At 44.4% G+C, this 22,198-nt stretch carries 19 protein-coding genes; 14 read left to right on the forward strand and 5 right to left on the reverse strand.

The genetic code is table 11. From position 1 onward, the window contains the following. Nucleotides 1-138: 138 nt before the first annotated feature. Complete coding sequence (clpB, locus tag A3762_RS16565) at nt 139-2,715, reverse strand: ATP-dependent chaperone ClpB (RefSeq protein ID WP_068502714.1); 2,577 nt, start codon at nt 2,713-2,715, stop codon at nt 139-141. Nucleotides 2,716-2,878: 163 nt separating this feature from the next. Here clpB and A3762_RS16570 point away from each other — a divergent pair, with 163 nt between their 5' ends. Beyond that, entirely contained in the window at nt 2,879-3,796 is a 918-nt protein-coding gene (locus A3762_RS16570; protein WP_068756693.1) for a carbohydrate binding domain-containing protein, read from the forward strand. 10 nt (nt 3,797-3,806) lie between these two features. Here the strand turns inward: A3762_RS16570 and pgeF are convergent, their stop codons facing one another. Both pgeF and rluD read right to left on the reverse strand, forming a co-directional pair. Beyond that, entirely contained in the window at nt 3,807-4,550 is a 744-nt protein-coding gene (gene pgeF, locus A3762_RS16575; RefSeq protein WP_068756695.1) for a peptidoglycan editing factor PgeF, read from the reverse strand. A gap of 67 nt (nt 4,551-4,617) precedes the next feature. After that, complete coding sequence (rluD, locus tag A3762_RS16580; RefSeq protein WP_068756697.1) at nt 4,618-5,589, reverse strand: 23S rRNA pseudouridine(1911/1915/1917) synthase RluD; 972 nt, start codon at nt 5,587-5,589, stop codon at nt 4,618-4,620. Between the two features lie 136 nt (nt 5,590-5,725). On the opposite strand from rluD, the gene A3762_RS16585 reads away from it, so the two are divergent. Both A3762_RS16585 and nadE read left to right on the forward strand, forming a co-directional pair. After that, nucleotides 5,726-6,556, forward strand: a complete 831-nt coding sequence (locus tag A3762_RS16585) for an outer membrane protein assembly factor BamD (protein ID WP_068756464.1) — start codon at nt 5,726-5,728, stop codon at nt 6,554-6,556. Between the two features lie 75 nt (nt 6,557-6,631). After that, nucleotides 6,632-7,468, forward strand: coding sequence for an ammonia-dependent NAD(+) synthetase (nadE, locus tag A3762_RS16590; protein ID WP_068756699.1), 837 nt, complete (start codon nt 6,632-6,634; stop codon nt 7,466-7,468). Nucleotides 7,469-7,558: 90 nt separating this feature from the next. Here nadE and A3762_RS16595 read toward each other — a convergent pair whose 3' ends face one another. Beyond that, entirely contained in the window at nt 7,559-8,179 is a 621-nt protein-coding gene (locus A3762_RS16595) for an FKBP-type peptidyl-prolyl cis-trans isomerase (protein ID WP_068756701.1), read from the reverse strand. Nucleotides 8,180-8,328: 149 nt separating this feature from the next. Here A3762_RS16595 and A3762_RS16600 point away from each other — a divergent pair, with 149 nt between their 5' ends. The 9 genes from A3762_RS16600 (at nt 8,329) to A3762_RS16640 (ending at nt 15,831) form a co-directional block, all read left to right on the forward strand. Next, on the forward strand, nt 8,329-9,057 hold the full coding sequence (locus A3762_RS16600; RefSeq protein ID WP_068756703.1) for a DNA-3-methyladenine glycosylase I: 729 nt from the start codon (nt 8,329-8,331) through the stop codon (nt 9,055-9,057). Continuing rightward, on the forward strand, nt 9,058-10,233 hold the full coding sequence (locus tag A3762_RS16605) for a glutathione S-transferase C-terminal domain-containing protein (protein WP_068756705.1): 1,176 nt from the start codon (nt 9,058-9,060) through the stop codon (nt 10,231-10,233). 32 nt (nt 10,234-10,265) lie between these two features. Then, complete coding sequence (locus tag A3762_RS16610; protein ID WP_068756707.1) at nt 10,266-10,721, forward strand: GFA family protein; 456 nt, start codon at nt 10,266-10,268, stop codon at nt 10,719-10,721. A 13-nt stretch (nt 10,722-10,734) separates the two neighbouring features. Next, on the forward strand, nt 10,735-12,267 hold the full coding sequence (locus A3762_RS16615; protein WP_068756709.1) for a 3'-5' exonuclease family protein: 1,533 nt from the start codon (nt 10,735-10,737) through the stop codon (nt 12,265-12,267). Between the two features lie 9 nt (nt 12,268-12,276). Then, the gene (locus A3762_RS16620; protein WP_068756260.1) at nt 12,277-12,543 is read left to right on the forward strand and encodes a hypothetical protein; all 267 of its coding nucleotides are present in this window, start codon (nt 12,277-12,279) and stop codon (nt 12,541-12,543) included. Nucleotides 12,544-12,647: 104 nt separating this feature from the next. Further along, nucleotides 12,648-12,899, forward strand: a complete 252-nt coding sequence (locus A3762_RS16625) for a GlsB/YeaQ/YmgE family stress response membrane protein (protein ID WP_068756710.1) — start codon at nt 12,648-12,650, stop codon at nt 12,897-12,899. A 236-nt stretch (nt 12,900-13,135) separates the two neighbouring features. Beyond that, on the forward strand, nt 13,136-13,732 hold the full coding sequence (locus tag A3762_RS16630; protein WP_068756712.1) for a LysE/ArgO family amino acid transporter: 597 nt from the start codon (nt 13,136-13,138) through the stop codon (nt 13,730-13,732). A gap of 26 nt (nt 13,733-13,758) precedes the next feature. Then, complete coding sequence (locus A3762_RS16635; protein ID WP_068756714.1) at nt 13,759-14,886, forward strand: methyltransferase; 1,128 nt, start codon at nt 13,759-13,761, stop codon at nt 14,884-14,886. Between the two features lie 6 nt (nt 14,887-14,892). Beyond that, complete coding sequence (locus A3762_RS16640) at nt 14,893-15,831, forward strand: DMT family transporter (protein WP_068480314.1); 939 nt, start codon at nt 14,893-14,895, stop codon at nt 15,829-15,831. Nucleotides 15,832-15,840: 9 nt separating this feature from the next. Here A3762_RS16640 and rep read toward each other — a convergent pair whose 3' ends face one another. After that, nucleotides 15,841-17,865, reverse strand: a complete 2,025-nt coding sequence (gene rep, locus A3762_RS16645; RefSeq protein ID WP_369820687.1) for a DNA helicase Rep — start codon at nt 17,863-17,865, stop codon at nt 15,841-15,843. A gap of 154 nt (nt 17,866-18,019) precedes the next feature. Here rep and A3762_RS16650 point away from each other — a divergent pair, with 154 nt between their 5' ends. Together A3762_RS16650 and gshA are read left to right on the forward strand one after the other, a co-directional pair. After that, nucleotides 18,020-20,308, forward strand: a complete 2,289-nt coding sequence (locus tag A3762_RS16650) for a Tex family protein (protein ID WP_068480308.1) — start codon at nt 18,020-18,022, stop codon at nt 20,306-20,308. 77 nt (nt 20,309-20,385) lie between these two features. After that, on the forward strand, nt 20,386-21,960 hold the full coding sequence (gene gshA / locus A3762_RS16655; protein WP_082869198.1) for a glutamate--cysteine ligase: 1,575 nt from the start codon (nt 20,386-20,388) through the stop codon (nt 21,958-21,960). Nucleotides 21,961-22,198 lie beyond the last annotated feature (238 nt).

The raw sequence follows: 22,198 nt of genomic DNA on the forward strand, positions 1-22,198 counted from the left end.
CTTACGGATAAAAGAGAACGGCCAAATGCGTTACATGACCCCAGAAGAAATCGCAGATAAGCGCGCATTATCGCAAACCTATCTCGCAGAGAATTGTTAAAGAAAAGGCAGCCAATTGGCTGCCTTTTTATATCGAGCTTAATGAAAGACTAAGTCGTCCCCACTCACAGACACAGTAATCACGCTTCCCGGCACAAACTCGCCCGCTAATAACATCTGAGCAAGCGGATTCTCTACGCGACGCTGAATAGCGCGTTTGAGAGGACGCGCCCCGTAAACGGGATCAAAGCCTGCATCAGCAAGTTTAAGCAATGCCTCTTCTGAGAAGGACAAACTTAAATCTTGTTCTCTCAGTCGAGCCTCTAAGTTTGCCAACTGAATTTTCGCAATCCCCTGAATTTGATCAGCTGCCAAAGCATGGAAAACCACGACTTCATCAATACGATTTATAAATTCAGGTCTAAAGTGCGCAGCAACTGATTCCATCACAGCATCTTTGATTTCATCATACTTCGCTTCTACATATCCTGAACTTTTCGCCTGAATGACATCTGAACCAAGATTCGAAGTCATCACAATCACCGTGTTACGAAAATCAACCGTTCGTCCCTGCCCATCGGTCAAGCGCCCGTCTTCAAGTACCTGCAATAGGATATTGAATACATCTGGATGCGCCTTTTCCACCTCATCCAACAACAATACCGAATAAGGTTTTCGTCGTACCGCCTCAGTGAGGTAACCACCTTCTTCATAGCCCACGTAACCAGGAGGAGCACCGATTAATCGCGCGACCGAGTGCTTCTCCATAAACTCAGACATATCGATACGAACCATTGCTTCTTCAGTATCAAACAAGAAGTTTGCCAAAGACTTGCACAACTCAGTCTTACCCACGCCTGTTGGCCCAAGGAATAGGAAAGAACCATTCGGTCGATTCGGATCAGACAAACCTGCGCGAGAACGACGTACCGCATCAGCAACCGCATTAACCGCTTCTTGCTGCCCTATCACGCGCTCATGCAAAGCATCTTCCATACGTAATAGCTTTTCTTTCTCGCCTTCTAGCATTTTCGAAACAGGAATCCCTGTCCATTTCGAAACCGTCTCGGCGATCTCTTCCTCTGTCACGCGGTTACGTAACAAGGTCATACCCACCATCTCCGCCTGGCTCGCCATGTCTAACTGACGCTCTAACTCCGGAATTTTGCCATATTGCAGTTCCGACATAAGTCCTAAATCACCGTTACGACGCGCTGTATCAAGCTCAACACGCGCCTGCTCTAGCTGACTTTTCACTTGCTGCGAACCTTGCAAGGCAGCTTTTTCTGACGTCCAAACTTCTTCAAGATCGGCAAATTCTTTTTCGACAGTCTCAATACGTTTGTTAAGTTCTAACAAGGATTTCTTTGAACCTTCATCCTTTTCTTTCTTTAAAGCTTCTCGTTCAATTTTGAGCTGAATGAGTCGACGCTCTAACTTATCTAAGGACTCTGGCTTCGAATCCATCTCCATACGAATTTGGCTCGCAGCCTCATCTACTAGATCAATAGCTTTGTCTGGCAATTGTCGGTCACTGATATAACGATGAGACAACTTACCTGCAGCGATAATCGCAGCGTTAGTAATTTCAACGCCATGATGCACTTCATACCGATCTTTTAATCCCCTTAGAATCGCGATCGTATCCTCAACGGTCGGCTCATCGACCACCACCTTTTGGAAACGGCGTTCAAGCGCTGCATCTTTTTCAATGTACTCGCGATATTCATCCAAGGTTGTCGCGCCGACACAGTGCAATTCACCACGTGATAAAGCTGGTTTGAGCATATTCCCTGCGTCCATCGAACCCTCGCCCTTGCCAGCGCCCACCATGGTATGAATTTCATCGATAAATAAGATGATTTGGCCTTCCTGTTTTGCCAATTCATTTAGCAAAGCTTTTAAACGCTCCTCAAATTCACCGCGAAATTTAGCACCTGCGATCAACGCGCCCATATCAAGAGAAAGAACTCGCTTGTCTTTTAGACCCTCTGGCACTTCGCCGTTCACAATACGTTGCGCCAAACCTTCTGCAATAGCGGTCTTACCTACACCCGGCTCACCGATCAATACAGGGTTATTCTTACGACGACGCTGCAGAACCTGGACAGTTCGGCGTATCTCATCATCACGACCGATCACAGGATCAAGCTTCCCTTCTGCCGCTCGCGCTGTAAGGTCGACAGTGTATTTATCTAAGGCTTCTCGATTGTCTTCTGCACCTTGATCTTTCACAGACTCGCCTCCTCGGACCGTGTCAATTGCCGCTTCTAGTGCAGCTTTATTGACATTGAATTTCTTTAAAAGCGCACCTAAAGCCGCTTTATCATCCACTGCCGCCAAAAGGACGATCTCAGATGAAATGTACTGGTCGCCGCGTTTTTGCGTGTATTTATCTGCCATATTCATCAAGCGACCCAAGTCGTTCGACATATGGACATCCGCATCACCACCCTCAACTTGCGGCAACGCTTCAACAAGCTTATTCAGCTCAGCCTTAAAATCGCTCAACGCAACGCCCACTTGTCTAAGTAAAGCGCTGCAACTTCCATTCTGATTTAATAAAGCCTGAATAAGATGAGCAGGTTCAATAAACTGATTGTCCTTGCCAAGTGCAATCGACTGAGCATCGGACAAAGCCATTTGTAATTTGCTAGTTAATCTGTCAATTCGCATTCCATTCTCCTTGAGCGCTACTGCAAACTTTAATTACTGCGTTAAAGCCTTCCCTAAGCGCTGAACTATGGGGCGCACTTTGCACCTAAATTTTGATTACCTGTTAAGATGGGAACAAACAAAAACAATTCAAGGTCGAACCGCCAATTAATTGACGCTCTTTATGATTTCTTATCATTTTTATTCTTTTATTTATCTCGCATGCCTTATCGGTATCTCTGTCGGAATTGAGAACGTATTGAATCAAAATTTGTTTTGGGGGCCGCTTCATGACAGTGCCCACACCTATATTCTTTTCTTTTTAACACTTCTGTTGAGCCACCTTGCTAGAGCAAAAGACTCGGGGCTGAAGCTGATTCAGGTTGGCGGCTTCTGTTTCATCATCGGCATCGTGATTGAGTTATCCCAACCATTCTTTCAACGCAGCGCGAGTTTCATTGATATTTATTACAACTTTATTGGTATCTGCTCCGCGATTTTGATTATTGTCAGCACGCAACGAACCTTTAAAAAGAAGATAATCGTGCGATTCTTCGCGCTGTTTTTACTCTTTAGTGCAATGTTTGTCCCAGCTCATGGCGCCTACACACTGTATCAACGTCAAGCAGAGCTTCCGTCATTACTCAATTTCGAGCACGCGTGGCAAATGCGCCTTTACAGACCAGGAGATAAAGCAAGCTTAAGCTTAGTAAGCAAGCCAAAGGGTTGGGACAACCCGAGCACCACGCTCAAAGTGGACTTTGCCACCACGACATACCCTGGGTTTAGCGTGCCGCATATTCACGACGACTGGTCTGACTTCAATCAATTCCGCATTGATATTTTTTCGAAATCAGACACACCACAGAAACTAACACTCCGAATACACGACAAAACACATAACCATGAGTATGTTGATCGCTTCAATCGCAGCTTCGAAATACAAAAAGGCGTGAACAAAATATCGATTCCACTTTCCGAAATAAGTGAAGCGCCACAAGGCAGAGCAATGGATATGAAACACATTCAGAGCCTTGCACTTTTCTCCGCAAAACCGGAGCAAGGATTCTCACTGTATTTTGATCATCTAAGACTTGATTAAGCCTGTTGGCTTATGACAAGTAAATGAGGGAGGCCATTCTCCCCGATACATGCCCATCTCGACGAAAAGAATAAAAACGCTCGGACTGAGCAAAGGTACAAAATCCTCCACCGTAGACTTTGCTAACGCCTGCCTTTCGTAAGATCATTCGAGCAATCGCATACAAATTACACATGAGTTTGTCGCTCTCGTTCTCTGGCAAAAACGCAGCATCAAAGTCAGCATCAATCGATACGAACTGATCCTTTACTTCAGCGCCAACCTGAAACCCTAACTGAGAAATGGTCGGTCCCAAATACACCATCACCTCACTCGCATCATCAAACTTAGATAAGGCAGCCTGAATCACGCCATCAGCCATGCCGCGCCAACCAGCATGCACGGCTGCAACACGCTTACCTGCCGAATCGCACATTAATAAAGGCATGCAATCCGCAGTCATAACAACGCAAGCTAGATTCGATTGCATTGTTGTGGAGGCATCCGCTTTTAAAAGACCTGATGGCACTTCATTCAGTTCTAGAACATCCGTGCCATGCACTTGTTCTAACCAAGCAATCGACTCAGCTTCAAGCCCAACCGCGTGCGCAAAGCGCTCTCTATTTTCTTGCACTGCTTCAGGATCATCATCAACATGACCGCCTAAATTCAAAGAATAATATGGCGCTTTACTTACACCGCCGAGCCGAGTCGAAACAAAAGCACGCACGTTCTTCGGCGCGGGCCAATTAGGCTGAATGAGATCTAGTGACACAAACGATTCCTTTTAAGAAAAATATCTACAGTAATGAGCAGTCATCTCGCGAAGTTGAATCGAGTCTTCACTCACCGACATCATCAGGGTTTGCGACAAGCGCCAACAAATGCTGCATGTCTTGCGGCAGGTCTACTTCCCAACTCACTTCTTCTTCGTCTAAAGGATGAATCAAAGTGAGTTTTTTTGCATGCAGCGCCTGACGAGGGAAAGCTTTCAATGCTTCTTTGAATTCAGGACTCGTTCCCGCCGGCACTTTCGAACGTCCTGCGTATGTTCTGTCACCAACAAGCGGATAACCAATGTGCGCCATGTGAACACGAATTTGATGCGTACGCCCAGTCTCTAGCTTCACACGAATATGCGTATGGTGATCGAATTTTTTAACCACGCGATAATGCGTCACGGCATTCTTGCCAAAAGGCGTAACTGCCATTTTCTTTCGATCTCGAGAATGGCGAGCAATTGGCTCATCGACGGTACCACCGCCTGTCATAACTCCCGTTACGAGGGCTTCATATTCACGCCCCATACTTCTATCTTGTAGCTGAGCAACAATATGCGCGTGGGCTTGCAAGGTTTTAGCGACCACCATCAAGCCTGAAGTATCTTTATCCAAACGATGCACGATACCTGCGCGCGGCACATTCTCTAAGCTCGCATCATAATGAAGTAAGCCATTAACTAACGTTCCGGAATAATTTCCTGCTGCTGGGTGCACAACAAGGCCAACGGGCTTATTGATAATCAATATGGCTTCATCTTCATAAACAATATCCAGATCAACAGGCTCTGCCTTCCACTCACCCTGCGCTTCAAGTTCCGCTCTGAGCTCGATGAAGTCGTTAACTTTTACTTTTTCTTTCGGCTTCAGTACTGCGCCATTTACAGTCAATGCACCCTGTTTAATCCATTGCTGGAGGCGCGAACGCGAATAATCTGGCATCAATTCCGAAATCGCCTGATCTAAGCGCATCCCAGAATGTTCCATATCAATTACAAAATCCGCTTCTACGCTCTCGCGTGTATGCTCACTCATCTTCTATTCCGTGCAGTAGGACTCTTACGATACAGCCCAAAGTTATGACATAATCGACGCATTATAGCTGTGTTCATCCAAATCCTTTAAACAAATATTGATCATGGCCCGGTAAACACGAAGAGAAACATCAACTATGCCCCAGTGGATCAAACACTGTTTAATCATCGTATTAAGCGCCACGATTTTAGCTGCATGCAGCTCAGCACCAAAAAAAGAATCCAGTGAAAAAGAACTTTACGAAGCCGCTAAGAAATCGATCAAGCTTCGTAACTTCCAACAAGCAACGCTAGCGCTCGAAGAACTCGAATCACGCTTCCCATTTGGGAAATATGCAGAGCAAGCACAGTTAGATTTAGTATATGCGCGTTACAGTGCGCTCGATCTAGATGGCGCTATCCTCGCGGCCGATCGCTTTATTCGACTGCACCCTCAAAGCCCTAACGTAGACTATGCGTACTATTTGCGAGGCGTTGCTAACTACAATCTTGATGGAGGCATCGCAACTCAATTTTTCACTGATGTTGATATCACATCTCGCGATCCGGGCAATATGCGAACAGCCTTCCAAGACTTCGCGCAACTCATCAATCAATATCCAGAAAGCCAATACGCGGCCGATGCTCGTAAACGGATGCTAATGATCCGAAACCGATTAGCTGCGTATGAATTGCATGCAGCCCGCTATTACATTCGTCGCGAAGCGTACACAGCTGCGGCAAATCGAGCGGCTTATGTCGTCGAAAATTTTCCTAGTAGCCCCGTCGTCGAAGAAGCATTAGCAATGATGGTGGAACTCTACGACGAAACAGGCTTACTAAAATTGAAAGAAGATGCTCTCACTGTATTGAAGGCTAACTACCCTGAGGGAATCGCTTTCAATGACGATGGATCATTTAAAAAGCAGTTTATTCAGAAGGAAAGTCGATCACTCTTAAGCGTGATTTCTTTTGGGTTCTTAGAATAAAAACCTTTCAAGATATCAAAACAGGGCATGAATTTAATATCACCCTGAGTGACTGACAAACAATAGGTGTAAAGTATGGTCAGCAAATCAGAAATTCTTACAGAGATGCATGTGCAACCTGAGATCGATGTAAATGTCGAAATTGAACGTCGTACAAACTTTATCAAACAAACACTAAATGCCGCCGGCCAAAAAACTTTAGTTCTTGGTATTAGTGGCGGCATTGATTCATGCACATGCGGCAAGCTCGCCCAACGCGCAATCGATGAATTAAATGCAGAGAATAATTCTAGCGAGTATCAATTCATTGCTGTCCGCTTACCTTACGGCGAGCAACGCGATGAACAAGATGCACAAGACTCTATTACATTTATCAACCCAAGCCGCGCCATCACCTTAAACGTGAAACCAGGTACTGATGCAATACACGACACTGTTGCACAGGAACTCAGCCAGCAACAGCTTATGCCAAATGACGCCTATACCGTCGACTTCGCTAAGGGAAATGTAAAAGCGCGTGTGCGCATGGTATCTCAGTATTATGTTGCGGGTTTACTTGGGGGGCTTGTATTAGGGACTGACCATAGCGCAGAAAATATTACTGGCTTTTACACCAAGTACGGCGACGGCGCGGTCGATCTCATTCCATTATTCGGATTGAACAAACGCCAAGTACGCTCCCTTGCCAGCGCTCTCGGCGCACCAGAGCATCTTGTGCACAAAGCGCCAACGGCGGATCTTGAGGACAACGACCCGGGACTTGAGGACGAGAAAGCGCTGGGTATTTCATACGACCAGATTGATGATTTTCTTGAGGGACGGGAGGTCGAAGATCATGTCTCAGATCGATTAATTGAGACCTATCAGGCAACCCAACACAAACGTCAAGCTATCCCAACTGTGTACGACTGAGACTGCTGCAGCTTCTCGTAGAAAAAGACTGTCCCGTACTGCAGACATAAAAAAACCGCCCAAAGGCGGTTTTTTTATTTTCGAGGAGGCTTAGCCTACGATTTCGATCAACTCGATATCGAATACTAACGTTGCGTATGGGCCAATCGCACCACCAGCACCGCGCTCGCCGTATGCTAAGTGATAAGGAATATATAGCTTCCACTTAGAACCAATATTCATCAATTGAAGTGCTTCTGTCCAACCTGCGATAACGCCACCAACTGGGAATTCAGTAGGCTCACCACGATCATACGAGCTATCGAACTGTTCACCATTGATCAAAGTACCACGGTAGTGTGTGCGAACAACGCTATCTGCCGTTGGCTTAGCGCCTTCACCTTCGGTAATGACTTCGTACTGAAGTCCTGACTCAAGCACTGTCACTTCATCACGCTTAGCGTTCTCAGCTAAAAACGCTTCGCCCGCTGCAGAGAATTCTTTTGCTTTAGCCGCTTCTGCAGCTTGCATACGCTCTTGAATTACACCAAATGCAGCATTGATGTCTTGCCCCTCAACGCGAGGTGCTTTCGCTGCGAAACCATCCTGAATACCAGCAAGCGCAGCTTCAAGTGAAACGCCTTCAAAAACGCTTGCTAATTGTTGGCCCATTTGTAAACCAACACCGTAGGATGCTTTTGCTTCATCCGTTGAGAAATCTAAATCAGACATATTTGCTCCAGTCTTTTAAGTGAAGCTGCAATTATTGGGGCTAAAGTAAGATTTAAAAGGGGCAGTCCATGCTTTTTTAGAGACTTTACAAATAAAGCTTCGTAAGATTAGATACGAATTCACGGTTTTGTCTGGCAATAAGAATAATTATGGCTGTAACACTCCCTACTGACCTCACTGCTTTTAGCACAATTCTAGAAAGAGCGATCGAACGAAAAGGCGGAAAATCAGCCTTAGCAAACCTTTTAAGTACGCACTTCTCAAGCAGTGAGCTAGAGCAGATTCCAGAAGATCGTTATCTCGCAGCCATGACAAAATGCGTGAATCGCGCGGGTTTCAGTTGGAGGGTCATTGATCGCAAATGGTCGGAGTTTGAAGAAGCATTCTTTGGTTTTAAAGTCGACACCTTGGCCCTACTTTCAGATGAGCAATGGGAAGCCTATCTTGATGATTCGCGTGTTGTGCGCAGCGGCCAAAAAATCAAAGCGCTGCGCGACAATGTATCTTTCTTGTACGACCTGCGATTTACAGACAAAGGTATCGCTTCATTAATCGCGCATTGGCCATCCGATGATCAAGTTGGCCTGATGCAGCTGCTTAAAAAGCGTGGTTCGCGACTAGGCGGGAATACAGGACAATATTTTCTTCGCATGATGGGGCGCGACACCTTTATCCTCTCACGAGATGTTGTATTAACATTGCAAAGCGCTGGGCTTGATATTAAAAGTGAACCGAGCTCTCTGAGAGAACTAAAACTAATACAAGCAACGTTTAATGAATGGCACAAGCAAAGCGGAATCAGCTACACGCAAATGAGCCAAATCTGTGCCTATGCTAACGGCGACAATGTCGTTGGAGTTCAACTAAGTAGGGTTTAGATGTCTGAAGCGGTAATTTGGGGAGTTAGACTTAGCCCTTACACCTTAAAGCTCGAAGCTACATTGCAATACAAAGGTATCGCCTATCGACGCTTGCCTGCGATGGGCACTCACTTTGAGAATGCTCGAATTATCTTAAGACTAGAAGCGGCCAAGCGACGAAAAGAAGTTAGTCGTTATCCTGATATGGATAAAGAGCTAGACGAATATCCTCTGCTCCCCTATTTCAGCCATGATAAACGATTTTTTGAATACGATAGCTCTAGTATTCTCAGACGCATGGAACAAGAAGGCGAAGGACGTAACATTATTCCTTCGCCTCACTTATTTAACTTCTTAACCCATTTTATCGATGAAGCATTCAATGAGTTTGGCTTATATCTCGTGCATCATATGCGCTGGGTCGGCTCTACAAAAAGCAACAGAATGGGCAAACTGCTCGCATCAGAGTTTAAAAATGCATTACCACCCGGCGGCGCTTGGCTCTTATCTCGGTCATTTCCAGCTCGCCAAGTAAAGCGTTTACCTTATTTGATGAGCGTCGCCCCGAAAGGATACAAGGCAGGCGTTCGCGCATCACTAACACCGCCAACAAAAGAAGACTTCCCACCAACACACGAACTACTTGAACAAAGTTGGAAAGCTATATTAGAGGCGTTAGACGCAATATTTCGCCGCCAAAACTATATTTTCGGTGATCACTTTTCTCTAACCGATGCGAGCATCTATGGTCAATTAGGAATGAACCTTGTCGACCCGGAAGCCGCGGACAAAATAAAACAAATTGCACCAAATCTTTTTGCTTGGCTAAAACGTATAGACGAAGGCCAATTCATGGAAACTAGTAATTGCGTTAATGAGAACCTAATTTTCAACGAAAAATTGTCAACGCTGATGAATATTTTGATGGGAACATATGCTGCGCTGATGGTTCAAAATGAGCGCGCATATAATGACGCGGTCGCAAATGGCAAACACAGATTTAATGAACAAGGTTTTGATTCGGGCGAAAACATCTATACAGGAAAACTCCGAGGCTACGCATTCAAATCAGTTGTTAAAAGCTTTCAAGTGAGAAGCTGGCGCGAAGTAAAAGAGCACTGGAAAGGCCTTGCCCCTAGCGATAGAGAAATCTTAACTGAGCAGACACAACTCACTGAACTACTTGATTACTAACTACTAACCCAACCACAAACAGAGCAAATACTATGAGTCATCAATGCAGCTGTCCGTGCGGAAAAACCAAATTTACTGTAGAGAAAACGCCTGCTGTACGCTTTTTTTGTCACTGTGAAATTTGCCAAGCTCTGTATAAATCAAATTACTCAGATGTCTGTGTTGTGAAATCAAAACACGTAAAGCTAGATGAGCGAGATGTAGAGTTTAAGACGTATCGCCTACCACCGGCGTTACAGCGCGGAACCTGCAAACATTGTCACTTGCCTATAGCAGGATTCTTGAAAGGAATCCCCGGCTTAGGCTTAGCGTTTATATCAGCAGAAAACTTTGATGATAAATCTTCACTGCCAGACGCTGTTGGGCATGTGTTTTATCATCGCAAAAGCGCAAGCTATGACGACAAGCTAGAAAAACACGAGGGCTATTGGGGCAGCCAACTCGCAATATGCCGGTGGGTAATGCCAAAACTTCTGCAAATGTCATAAACCGTTTTAAACAATGCAATCAGACCTCTTTCCAACTGAAAATGTTCAGCAGTTATCTGAAAGCTTTCCAAAGCGCATGGCGATCATTGATTGCGAAACCACAGGAGGCAAACCTCAACAGCACCGAGTCATCGAAATTGGTCTATTAATTGTTGATGATGGTGCCATCGTTGAACGCTGGCAAAGTTTTATCAACCCGCAAAGAGAGCTTCCTCCATTCATCACGAAGCTAACCGGCATTACACCGAACATGCTAGTTGGCCAACCACAGTTCTCGGACATAGCTAACTCATTGTACGAAAAACTTAAGGACAGAGTGTTTGTCGCCCACAACGCTCGCTTTGATTATGGCTTCATCAAAACCGAGTTTGAACGCGTCGGCATTAAATTTTCAGCGAAAACATTTTGCTCGGTAAAATTTAGTCGTGCCCTGTACCCCCAATTCAACCGGCATGGCATCGACCCAATCATTAAGCGTTTTGGTTTTTCGATCGAAAACCGTCATCGTGCTTTGGATGATGCCTTAATCATCTGGAAGTTATTCTTAAAATCAACTGAGCTCTATTCAACTGACGAGCTTGCAAGCGCTATCTCTCCCCTGCTGAAAACGCCGTCTTTACCACCAAAAATCAAAGCCGCACAAATTAAAGCCCTTCCGAAAGCCGCGGGGGTTTATTACTTTTATAGCGAAGAAGGCTCTCTCTTGTACGTTGGTAAGAGTGTCAACATACGCGCTCGTGTCATGAGTCATTTCAGCAATGATTATCGAAGTAGCAAAGAACTCCTTATGAGCACTAAGGTTGCGCATATCGATTTCAAGCGAACACCGAGTGATTTCGGCGCACAAATTCTCGAGAGCAATGAGATAAAAGCATTATCGCCGCTCTATAACAGAAGGCTTCGACGTACTAGAAAACTTTATAGCTTTCAAATTGAACAAAATTCAAAGGGTTATAAAACCGTCCTCACCCAACAAATAAACAGTAAACAAAAACCAGGTGAGAGTGCGGGACTATTCCGGAGCGCTCGTCAGGCTAGCAAGCAATTAGAGAAACTCGCAGATCACTATTTTCTTTGTTACAAGTTGCTTGGTTTAGAGGGCAATCCGCTCGATAACACTCCCTGTTTTAGACGCCAATTACATCGCTGCTTTGGTGCATGCGAAGGAATTGAATCTGCCGAAGACTATAATGCTCGTATCGATGTAGCGATGAATAAACATCAACTTGTTTTATGGCCATTTGATACGCCGATACTCGTGGAAGAAAACGACGTAAATGATGACGAAATCAAACACTTTCACTTAATCGATCAATGGCAATATCTAGGCAAAATTGAATCAGAAGAAGAATTAAGAGAGCGTGGTTATGTTCCCTTAAACGCGCATATTGGGACAGAAATTCAAGCTCATCAACACGAAAATAATGCAGAGAATAAGGCGCATTTTGATCTAGATATTTACTTTATACTGCTCCGCTTTCTGCTTAAATCAGATCAACTAAAATTGAACCAATTGCGCATCCATAAACTTACAAAACTTGGGTAAAATGCATCTATGAAACAAGCGAAACAAACACCAAAAGATCGCGCCATACAGCTCATAGGGCTTGTTTGCCTAGTTGCTCTTTTCTTTTTCGATACAACAGAGCAGCCCATGCTGATTAAAAGCATACTGTTTGCATTGCTTTTACTGCCTTTAGGCTTCGGCATCAAATTTGTCATCAATCCAACTAATCAGCCATCACGACGACTCATCGCGACACTCGTTTGTATCGTATGGTGCAGCGTACTGGCGACAGCCGCTGCCTCCTTCTTTTTCTAGAAAAACGAGGGCAACAATTGCTTTCAATCAATGACAAAAATATGCACGCAGCATAGTTTTACGTACTACAGTCACTGACGCATACACACAATTTGGAGCTTAGTATGGACGTTCAGGCATTAGTACTTGCACTTTTAATCGGCGTGATCGCGGGTTGGCTAGCAGGCCAAATTATGAAAGGCATAGGGTTTGGCTTAGTTGGAAATATAGTTGTTGGTATTGTTGGCGCATTCATAGGCAGCTTCGTACTGCAACTCCTTGGCTTGTACGCCGGTGGAATTTTAGGTTCGATCGTTAGCGCCACCTTAGGTGCCGTCATCCTGCTTGCAGTCATTGGAGCTATCAAAAAAGCATAAATACCTTATCGTGGAAATTTTCCAATATTACGGCTGCGATTGGCTTGTAATGATCTTTACCTTTTTGGCAACCTATCAATTAGGCAGCAAGCATCGCTATGGCTTTATTACCATGATGGCCGCTAATATTTGCTGGGCTACGCTGGGGATTTTAACAGGTAGCATCGCAATGCTTATCGCCAACATCATTATTTTCTGTATGAACCTAAGAGCTTATATAAGGTGGTAGCGACGCAATGAGCGCAATACTGACAGGATTTTCTTTGGGCCTGTCATTGATTTTGGCAATCGGCGCTCAAAACGCATTTGTTCTGAAGCAAGGACTCAAAAAAGAACATGTATTTGTTAGCTGCTTTATCTGTGCGCTTTCAGATGCCATTCTTATTTCGGCAGGCGTATTCGGATTTGGCGCTCTCGTTACTACTTATCCGCAAATAGAAACCCTTGCACGTTATGGCGGTGCAATATTCTTACTGTTTTATGGCTTAAGCAGTTTCTATAGTGCTTGCACTGTTAAGCATGAGCTTACCGAAAGCCAAGAAAACACATCAAGCATATTAACGACAATATTAACCTGCCTTGCTTTTACATGGCTCAATCCTCATGTTTATTTGGACACTGTAGTATTGCTTGGCTCCATCTCTACACAATATGGTGAGTTACAATACTGGTTCGGATTCGGTGCCGTTATCGCATCATTTACTTTCTTCTTTTCACTTGGATATGGTGCTCGGTTCCTAAGACCAATCTTTGCCCAAGCAAAATCATGGCAAGTCTTGGAAGTAATTATTGGTGTCATCATGCTAAGCTTGGCGCTGAGCCTCGTCATCTAAAACTCTTTGCTTTCACTGCGAGATAAATGAACACACACTACGACAGTCCTTTTGGTGCGCTAACGCTTCAACGCTATCCGTTATTTAAAAATAGTAAGGCTCAACAGAACCTGCAGGCATGGGAAGGCGCTGACACATTGTTATTGGAAGAACTGAGTAAGCATGATCTGTCCAATAAACGAATTCTTATCTTAAACGACCAATTTGGCGCGATCAGTTGTGCGCTTCGTGCATTTGATATCACGATTCAAACTGACTCATTTTTGTCATCGACAGCTATTCGATTAAATACGCAGGCGAATACAAAACAAGAACCTGAGAAACTTGTTCCAAGCACAACATCACTTGAAGGCAGCTTTGATCTTGTCGTTATTAAAATCCCCAAATCATTAAGTTTTCTAGAAGATCAGTTGTATGCGATTAGAAAACATATAAACGAGCATTCTGTTGTCATAGCAAGCGCTATGGTAAAAAGTCTTAGCAAGAACACCCGTGATATTTTTGAAAAGCTGCTAGGCCCTAGCGAACAATCTTTAGCTTCAAGAAAATCAAGATTAATCCATTGCAACCCCACTCCAAACAAGTGGAAAGGCCGATCGCCTTTTCCTAGAAGCTATTCAACACATGGACTCGAATTGAGCTGCGATGCTAATGTTTTTGCGGAGGGGCGACTGGACCCTGGAACTCGCGTATTTCTAGACTATCTACAAGAGCTTCCAAAAGCTGAAACGATCATCGATCTAGCCTGCGGCAGCGGCATCATGGGAATTATGTGCGCTCAAACTATTGAGCCCAAACATACCTATTTTTGTGACGAATCATTTATGGCCGTCGCGAGCACTACAAGAAACGCGAGTCGTTATTTAAGCGAGCGATTTTCTGCAAGCTGCGCCAATAATATTCCCGAATCATACCCAAAAGTGGATCTTATAGTCTGCAACCCGCCCTTCCACCAGCAACAAACCATGAGCACAGATATCGCGATGAGCATGTTTAAAAATGCGTATCGTCAGCTAAAGAGAAACGGAGAATTTTGGGTTGTTGCTAATCGCCACCTTGGATATCACACTGCATTAAAGAAACTCTTTGGTAATTGCGAAAATATTGCCAAACACGCCAAATACGTCGTTTTACGATGCAAACGCATTGATTGATATACTATGAATACAGCTCTCACCATGCGTTTAAAAGACTGGGCGATCCTCATAGGTTTATCCGTCCTATGGGGCGGTTCGTTTTTATTCAATGAATTTACCCTACCCGATTTTTCTCCAACCACGACAACATGGCTAAGAGTCACGATTGCCGCTGCCTGCTTGTGGACATTAGCTTTCGTGCGAAAAGTTCCCATTCCTTCCTCACCGAGATTCTGGGTTGCAATAGCACTGATGGGTCTACTAAACAATGCGATTCCGTTTAGCTTAATTGTATGGGGGCAGCAAGAAATTGATTCGGGTTTAGCCTCAATTCTGAATGCAACGACACCATTATTTACGATCTTGGTCGCCGGAATATTCCTTAGTGACGAACGAATAAGCCCTACAAAATTAAGTGGCGTCGTGTTTGGCTTTGTTGGCGTCGTGATCATGATCGGTACAGATCAAATCACACAAATTAATACTAATATTAGCCCGAGCACACTCGCACAATTTGCGATCTTAGGTGCAGCATTATGCTATGCGATTGCGACTGTATTTGGGCGCAGATTCAAAGCCATGAACGTAAACGTGATTGTAATTGCCGCAGCACAAACTAGTTTGGCAAGCCTATGGCTCATACCAGTTTGCATAAGCTTTGACGGTTTTAGTGAGCTACAAGTCGCGACGCATACAGCTTGGCTCGCCGTGCTCGCCCTAGGAGTATTAAGCACCGCCTTAGCTTATATTGGTTACTTTGCTGTGCTATCAAGCGCAGGCGCTACCAACCTATCTCTTGTGACGTTTATGGTGCCAGTGTCTGCTATCTTTTTAGGATGGCTGATTATCGGGGAACAGCTCTCCACAAGTCATTATTTGGGAATGTTATGCATCGCCCTTGGACTAGCAACCATTGATGGGCGCCCACTAAAGGCAATACGAACTCAAATGTTGAAACCTTAAAGGCTTGGCTTAACAGTCAGACTTCAGATCATCCAGCAATGCCGATAATGTCTGCTTGCCTTTTTTCTTCGCACGCTCTTTGTCTTGTTCTTCTCCGCCTTCCCAAACAAGATCTTCGTCTGGAAGTTCATCCAAGAACCGACTCGGAATCGTCTCTATTTTCTCTCCAAACTGCTTTCTGGTTGCCGCATAGGTTAGCGCCAAGGTTCTTTTTGCTCGCGTAATACCTACGTACATTAAACGTCGTTCTTCTTCGATATTATCTTCTTCGATACTGTTTCGATGCGGTAGTATTTCTTCTTCTAATCCCATAATGAAAACATGGGGAAACTCCAACCCTTTCGAGGCATGAAGTGTCAGCAAATGAACTTTGTCGCTGTCATCCTCTTCTTCTTGCTGCTCTAGCATGTCACGCAAAACAAGTTTCGATATTGCTTCATCGATGCCAATTTCGTCTGCTGTACCTTTGTCTGCCTCGAGCATCGTTTGCATCGAATCAATCAAATACCAGACATTATCCATTCGTCGTTCAGCAGCCTTGGGCGAACTTGCGTTTTGATGAAGCCACTGATCATATTCGATATCTGTAAAGAGTTGCTTGAGTACAGGAATAGGGTCCTCTTCATAACAACGACGTGTTGTGCGCTCAAGCCATGAGGCAAAACGACGCACTTTCTCTAAGGCGCGCTCATTCAAGACTTGAGACAAGCCCATCTCACCACATGCTTGATAGAGGCTGATGTTTCGCTCCGTTGAATAGTTCCCTAGTTTTTCAAGTGTACTAGGACCAATTTCTCGGCGCGGTACATTTACAACACGCAAAAAGGCCGCATCATCATCCGGATTTACCAACAACCTTAAATACGACATCGCATCTTTAATTTCATTTTTAGCAAAGAAAGATGTACCGCCTGACAAGCGATATGGCACCTGAAACGCTTGTAGCTTGATTTCTAATAAACGACTTTGATGATTACCGCGATACAACACTGCGAAATCTTTGAACGAAACACCGCGCTTTAACTTCTGATCGAGAATCTCAGCCGCAACTTGTTCGGCCTCTGCATCTTCATTACGGCAGCGGATAATACGAATAGGCTCGCCACCTTTCATATCACTCCATAAGGCTTTCTCAAATGCATGCGGGTTATTCGCGATCACGACGTTTGCTGCATTCAATATCAAACTTGTGGAACGATAATTTTGCTCGAGCTTAACAAGTTTCAATGATGAAAAATCTTGCTCTAGTTTGGCTAGATTTTCAGGTCTCGCACCTCGCCATGCATATATTGATTGATCGTCGTCCCCGACGACTGTTAGCGCCTCTCGCTCCTGCACCAACATACGAACAAGATCATACTGAGCGAGATTGGTATCTTGATACTCATCAACCAACAAGTATCGAATTTTCTGCCGCCATTTTTGTAATACATCAGTCTCATTTTTAAATAACAAAACAGGCAATAAAATTAAGTCATCAAAATCTAAAGCGTTATAGGCTTTCAAATAGCGCTCATATAGAACATAGGCTTGGGCAGCTTGCAGATCTTCTGGTGTTTTTGCTTTGCTCACCGCAACTTGAGGTGTCCACATTGCATTTTTCCAGTTAGAAATTTGCATCTGGACAAGATTGAGAACATCGCTGTTTTCCTCACCTTCTTTCATGAGGATGTCTCGCAACAAGGTTTTTGCATCTTCGCTATCGAAAATAGAAAACCCTGGTTTATAGCCTAAGCGCTCGTGCTCAGTTCGAATGATATTGAGACCGAGGTTGTGAAAAGTGGAAATAGTTAAGCCACGCGCATCTGGGCCCGAAATCAGCTGACTAACCCGCTCTTTCATTTCCCTCGCGGCTTTATTGGTAAAGGTAACCGCTGCGATATTCCTGCCTTTAATACCGCACTCGTTAACGAGATAAGCAATCTTGCGCGTAATTACACTCGTTTTACCACTCCCTGCACCAGCTAATACGAGCAAAGGCCCGCCAACATATTTAACGGCTTCACTCTGTTTTGGATTCAGGGTACTCCCCACAACTGACCTCAATAAACACATTAACGATAGAGCCGCGTAGTTTAACCGAGTTGCAAGCCGAGTAAAAAAGCTATCTTTATTTCATTTACAAGGGTTTAAATTCAGGGCTTCGCTCCCATCTAAACGCTCGTAAAATAAAATACGGACAACGCGAATGTTATCTATCACGCAAACCATTGCGAACGAACTCTCTGTTCGCACAGAACAAGTTGACGCGACGATTCGCCTCATTAAAGACGGCGCAACGATTCCTTTCATTGCCCGCTATCGAAAAGAACAAACTGGCGCGTTAGATGATACGCAACTTCGTAAGCTCGATGAACGACTAACTTATTTAACTGAGTTAAATGAACGAAGAGAAGTCATCCTTAATAGCATTTCGGAACAAGACAAACTCACGCCTGAGCTCGAAAAGAAAATCCAGTCCGCTCAAAGTAAGCAGACCCTAGAGGATTTGTATTTACCCTACAAACCCAAGCGACGAACCAAGGGCCAAATAGCCATTGAAGCGGGCCTAGAACCCTTAGCAGATAGGCTGTTCTCTACCCCAGAAATATCTCCAGAGCATGAAGCCGAAAAATACATCAACGAAACGTTGGGATGTACTAATGTAAAAGCTGTATTGGATGGCGCTAAATATATTTTGATCGAGCGTTTTTGCGAGGACGCAGATTTACTAAATAAGCTGCGTAATGAAATGTGGCAATACTGGCAATTAGAAAGCTCTGTTGCTGATGAAAAGCATCAAGATGCACAGAAGTTTCGCGATTATTTTGAATACAATGAATCCATCAAAAAGATCCCATCACATAGAGCGCTTGCTTTATTTAGAGGTCGAAAAGACGGCATCCTATCTTTGAAACTTGAGCATCAAGATGCGGACAAGACGAGTCGAATTTCAGTTTCACCTTGTGAAATCATGATCGCCGAGCATTTTGCTATCAAAGACCAAGGCCGCGCATCGGACGCTTGGTTGAGAGAAGTCGTTCGCTGGGCTTGGCGAGTTAAGCTCAGCATGAGCATCGAGACAGAGCTACTCTCTCAACTACGTGAAACAGCTGAAAGCGGCGCGATTAAAGTATTTGCTGATAATCTAAAAGATTTATTGTTGGCCGCGCCCGCAGGGCCAAAAGTTACCATTGGCCTTGATCCCGGTTTACGTACCGGAGTAAAAGTTGCTGTTGTTGACGCGACGGGCAAACTTTTAGCCTATGACACCATCTACCCTCATGCCCCCAAAAACCAATGGGATACATCGCGAGAACGTATTGCTCAACTTGCAAAAAAATACAATGCTGAGCTATTGAGCATCGGTAACGGCACAGCCTCACGCGAGACCGAAAAACTCTGTGCAGATGTCTGCAAATATTATCCTGACTTGAAGCTCTCTCGAATTGTCGTCAGCGAAGCTGGAGCTTCGGTGTATTCCGCATCAGAAATCGCTGCGAACGAATTTCCCGATATTGACGTCAGCATCCGAGGAGCGGTATCGATCGCTAGAAGGTTACAAGACCCGCTCGCAGAGCTTGTGAAAATAGAGCCCAAAGCCATTGGTGTTGGTCAGTATCAACACGATGTAAGTCAGTTCAAGCTTGGAAAAAGCTTAGACGCGGTCATTGAAGACTGTGTTAATGCTGTTGGCGTCGACGTCAATACAGCTTCTGCACCTTTACTTTCACGCGTATCTGGCATCGCAGCCAACACAGCGTTCAATATTGTTTTGTTCCGCGATACATATGGCGCTTTTCGCTCTAGAGAAGATTTGAAATCAGTGCCTCGTTTAGGCGATAAAACTTTCGAACAATGCGCTGGATTTCTTCGTATTAACAATGGCGAAAATCCGCTAGATGCCTCTGCCGTGCATCCCGAGTCATATTCTGTCGTTGAACAAATTGCCAAATCTCAAGACAAAAAAGTAGTGCAACTTATTGGTGAAACGTCTGTCACACAACTCGACGCCTCGGCCTTCACTTCCGATAGCATCGGCGTTCATACCATTAACGATATTTTGCGCGAACTTGCGAAGCCTGGTAGAGACCCTCGACCTGAATTTAAATCAGCAAGCTTTAAAGAGGGTATCGAAGAGATAAGCGATTTAAAAGAAGGAATGATCCTTGAAGGCAGTGTCACCAACGTGACAAATTTTGGTGCCTTTGTAGATATTGGAGTGCATCAAGATGGCCTCGTGCACATTTCTTGTCTGGCTAACAAGTTCGTGAAAGACCCTCGAGACGTGGTTAAAACGGGCGATATTGTCAAAGTAAAAGTACTTGAGTTTGACGCCAAGCGTAAACGTGTTGCGCTAAGTATGCGATTACAAGACGCAGCCGAGCAAACGACACCAAAGTCATCAGAACAAAAAAACACCAAAGCAAAAAACCAGCAAAACGCGCCACTCAACAACGCGTTTGCTTCTGCCTTTGCTAAGGCTAAAAAACAGTAAGCGCTAGTTAAATACAGACTAACCGACTAAGCTAACCGACTAAATATTCTCCCGCAAATAGGGTGAAAGGATTACACATGACAGACGCATGCCTAGGATTAGAAGCGGGAATCGACACTCTTCGCACTTATGTTCAAACCTCTTCAGTGCCTCTTATCTCAAGAGGCTTAGAAAAAGAGGGTCTTCGCACACTAGCTAACAGCGACATTTCACAGAGTGATCACCCTAAGGCTCTCGGCCATCCTCTTACACACTCAAGCATTACCACTGACTATTCAGAAGCTCTGTTAGAGCTGATTACAGGCGTTGAATCAAACGCGGATGATCTTCTATCACAACTCGAAATGACGCATCGTTTTGTCTTGAATAATATTGGCGACGATCTCTTGTGGGCGGGATCAATGCCCTGTCATTTAGATGGTGATAAAAGCATTCGTATCGCTGAGTACGGCGACTCCAATATTGGCAGACTGAAACATATCTATCGTAAAGGTCTGGATGTGCGTTATGGCAGAATCATGCAGAGTATCGCAGGCCTGCATTTTAACTTCTCCTTATCGGATGAATTCTGGATGCAGTTAAAAGATGCCGAAAATAGTCAAACTGATCTACAGACCTACAAATCTGAGAAGTACTTTGCGCTGACGCGTAATTTTCGACGTTACAGTTGGCTATTGATGTATCTATTCGGCGCATCTCCTGCACTAGACGCTAGTTTTCTGAATGGCAAAAGCAGCGATCTTGAAGTATTCGATGAAAAAGGCACGTATTACAAACCCTACGCAACCTCTCTGCGAATGAGTGACTTAGGCTATACGAATAACGCTCAAAGCTCTTTAAATATCTGTTTCAACACGCTTGATAACTTCACTAAAACACTTGGCGATGCGATTCATACCTCTTACCCAAGCTATGAAAAAATTGGGCTAAAAGATGATCATGACTACACGCAGTTGAATACCAATATTCTGCAAATCGAGAATGAGTATTACAGCAGTATTCGCCCCAAACGCACGACATTCTCAGGTGAAAAGCCAACGGCTGCATTAATTGAGCGTGGCGTAGAATATGTTGAAGTTCGCTGTCTTGATCTAAACCCCTACCTACCTTTAGGTATCGACAAACAGCAAGTTACTTTTATGGATGGTTTTCTTCTGTTTTGCCTACTCCAAGACTCTCCATTCTTAAGCGCAGAAGCGTGTGAAGAACTTGAGCGGAACTTCACTTTAGTGACCAATGAAGGTCGAAAGCCAAACCTTTCACTGAACCAAAATGATCAAGCGCGTGACTTGAAAGAGTGGGCAACATCATTACTAGCAAACATTGAGCAGGTGTCTTCTGCGCTGAATAAACAAGACGCTGCAGCGCTTAAGTCCACTATAAAGGCACAGCAAGCTAAAGTGAATGACAGTGCCTTATGCCCTTCTGCTAAGGTTCTTGCAGATATGCAGTCAAAGTCTGCTTCGTGGCTTGAGCTCTGCACCGCCTTATCATCTGAGCATAAATCTCAACTATTAGCATCCAGCATCAATGAGCAAAAGCTATCCGAACTTGAATCGACTGCGAAGCAAAGTCATCAAGATGCTCAAAACATTAAGCAAGCTGATAACGTACCCTTCGATGCATTTCTTGATGCATACGTCTCACCATAAAGAACACCCATACTCGGATGCGAAACGCTTCCGAGTTTTTTCAATTACGTAAAGCTAATCCCCGCCTTTTTTGAGAACTGTCCGTTTCTGACAAATATTTCATCGTTCAAAATTTGCGCATTGCCGTGCATGTGCTAATTTTGTAACTGTACGTAACGAAATGTGTCAGCGTATTACCTAAAAAAACATAAAGACACATTCTTAGCGTGCAGAGTAGTGTTCATTGCACTAACGTAAA

The sequence above is a fragment of the Oleiphilus sp. HI0125 genome (assembly GCF_001635355.1).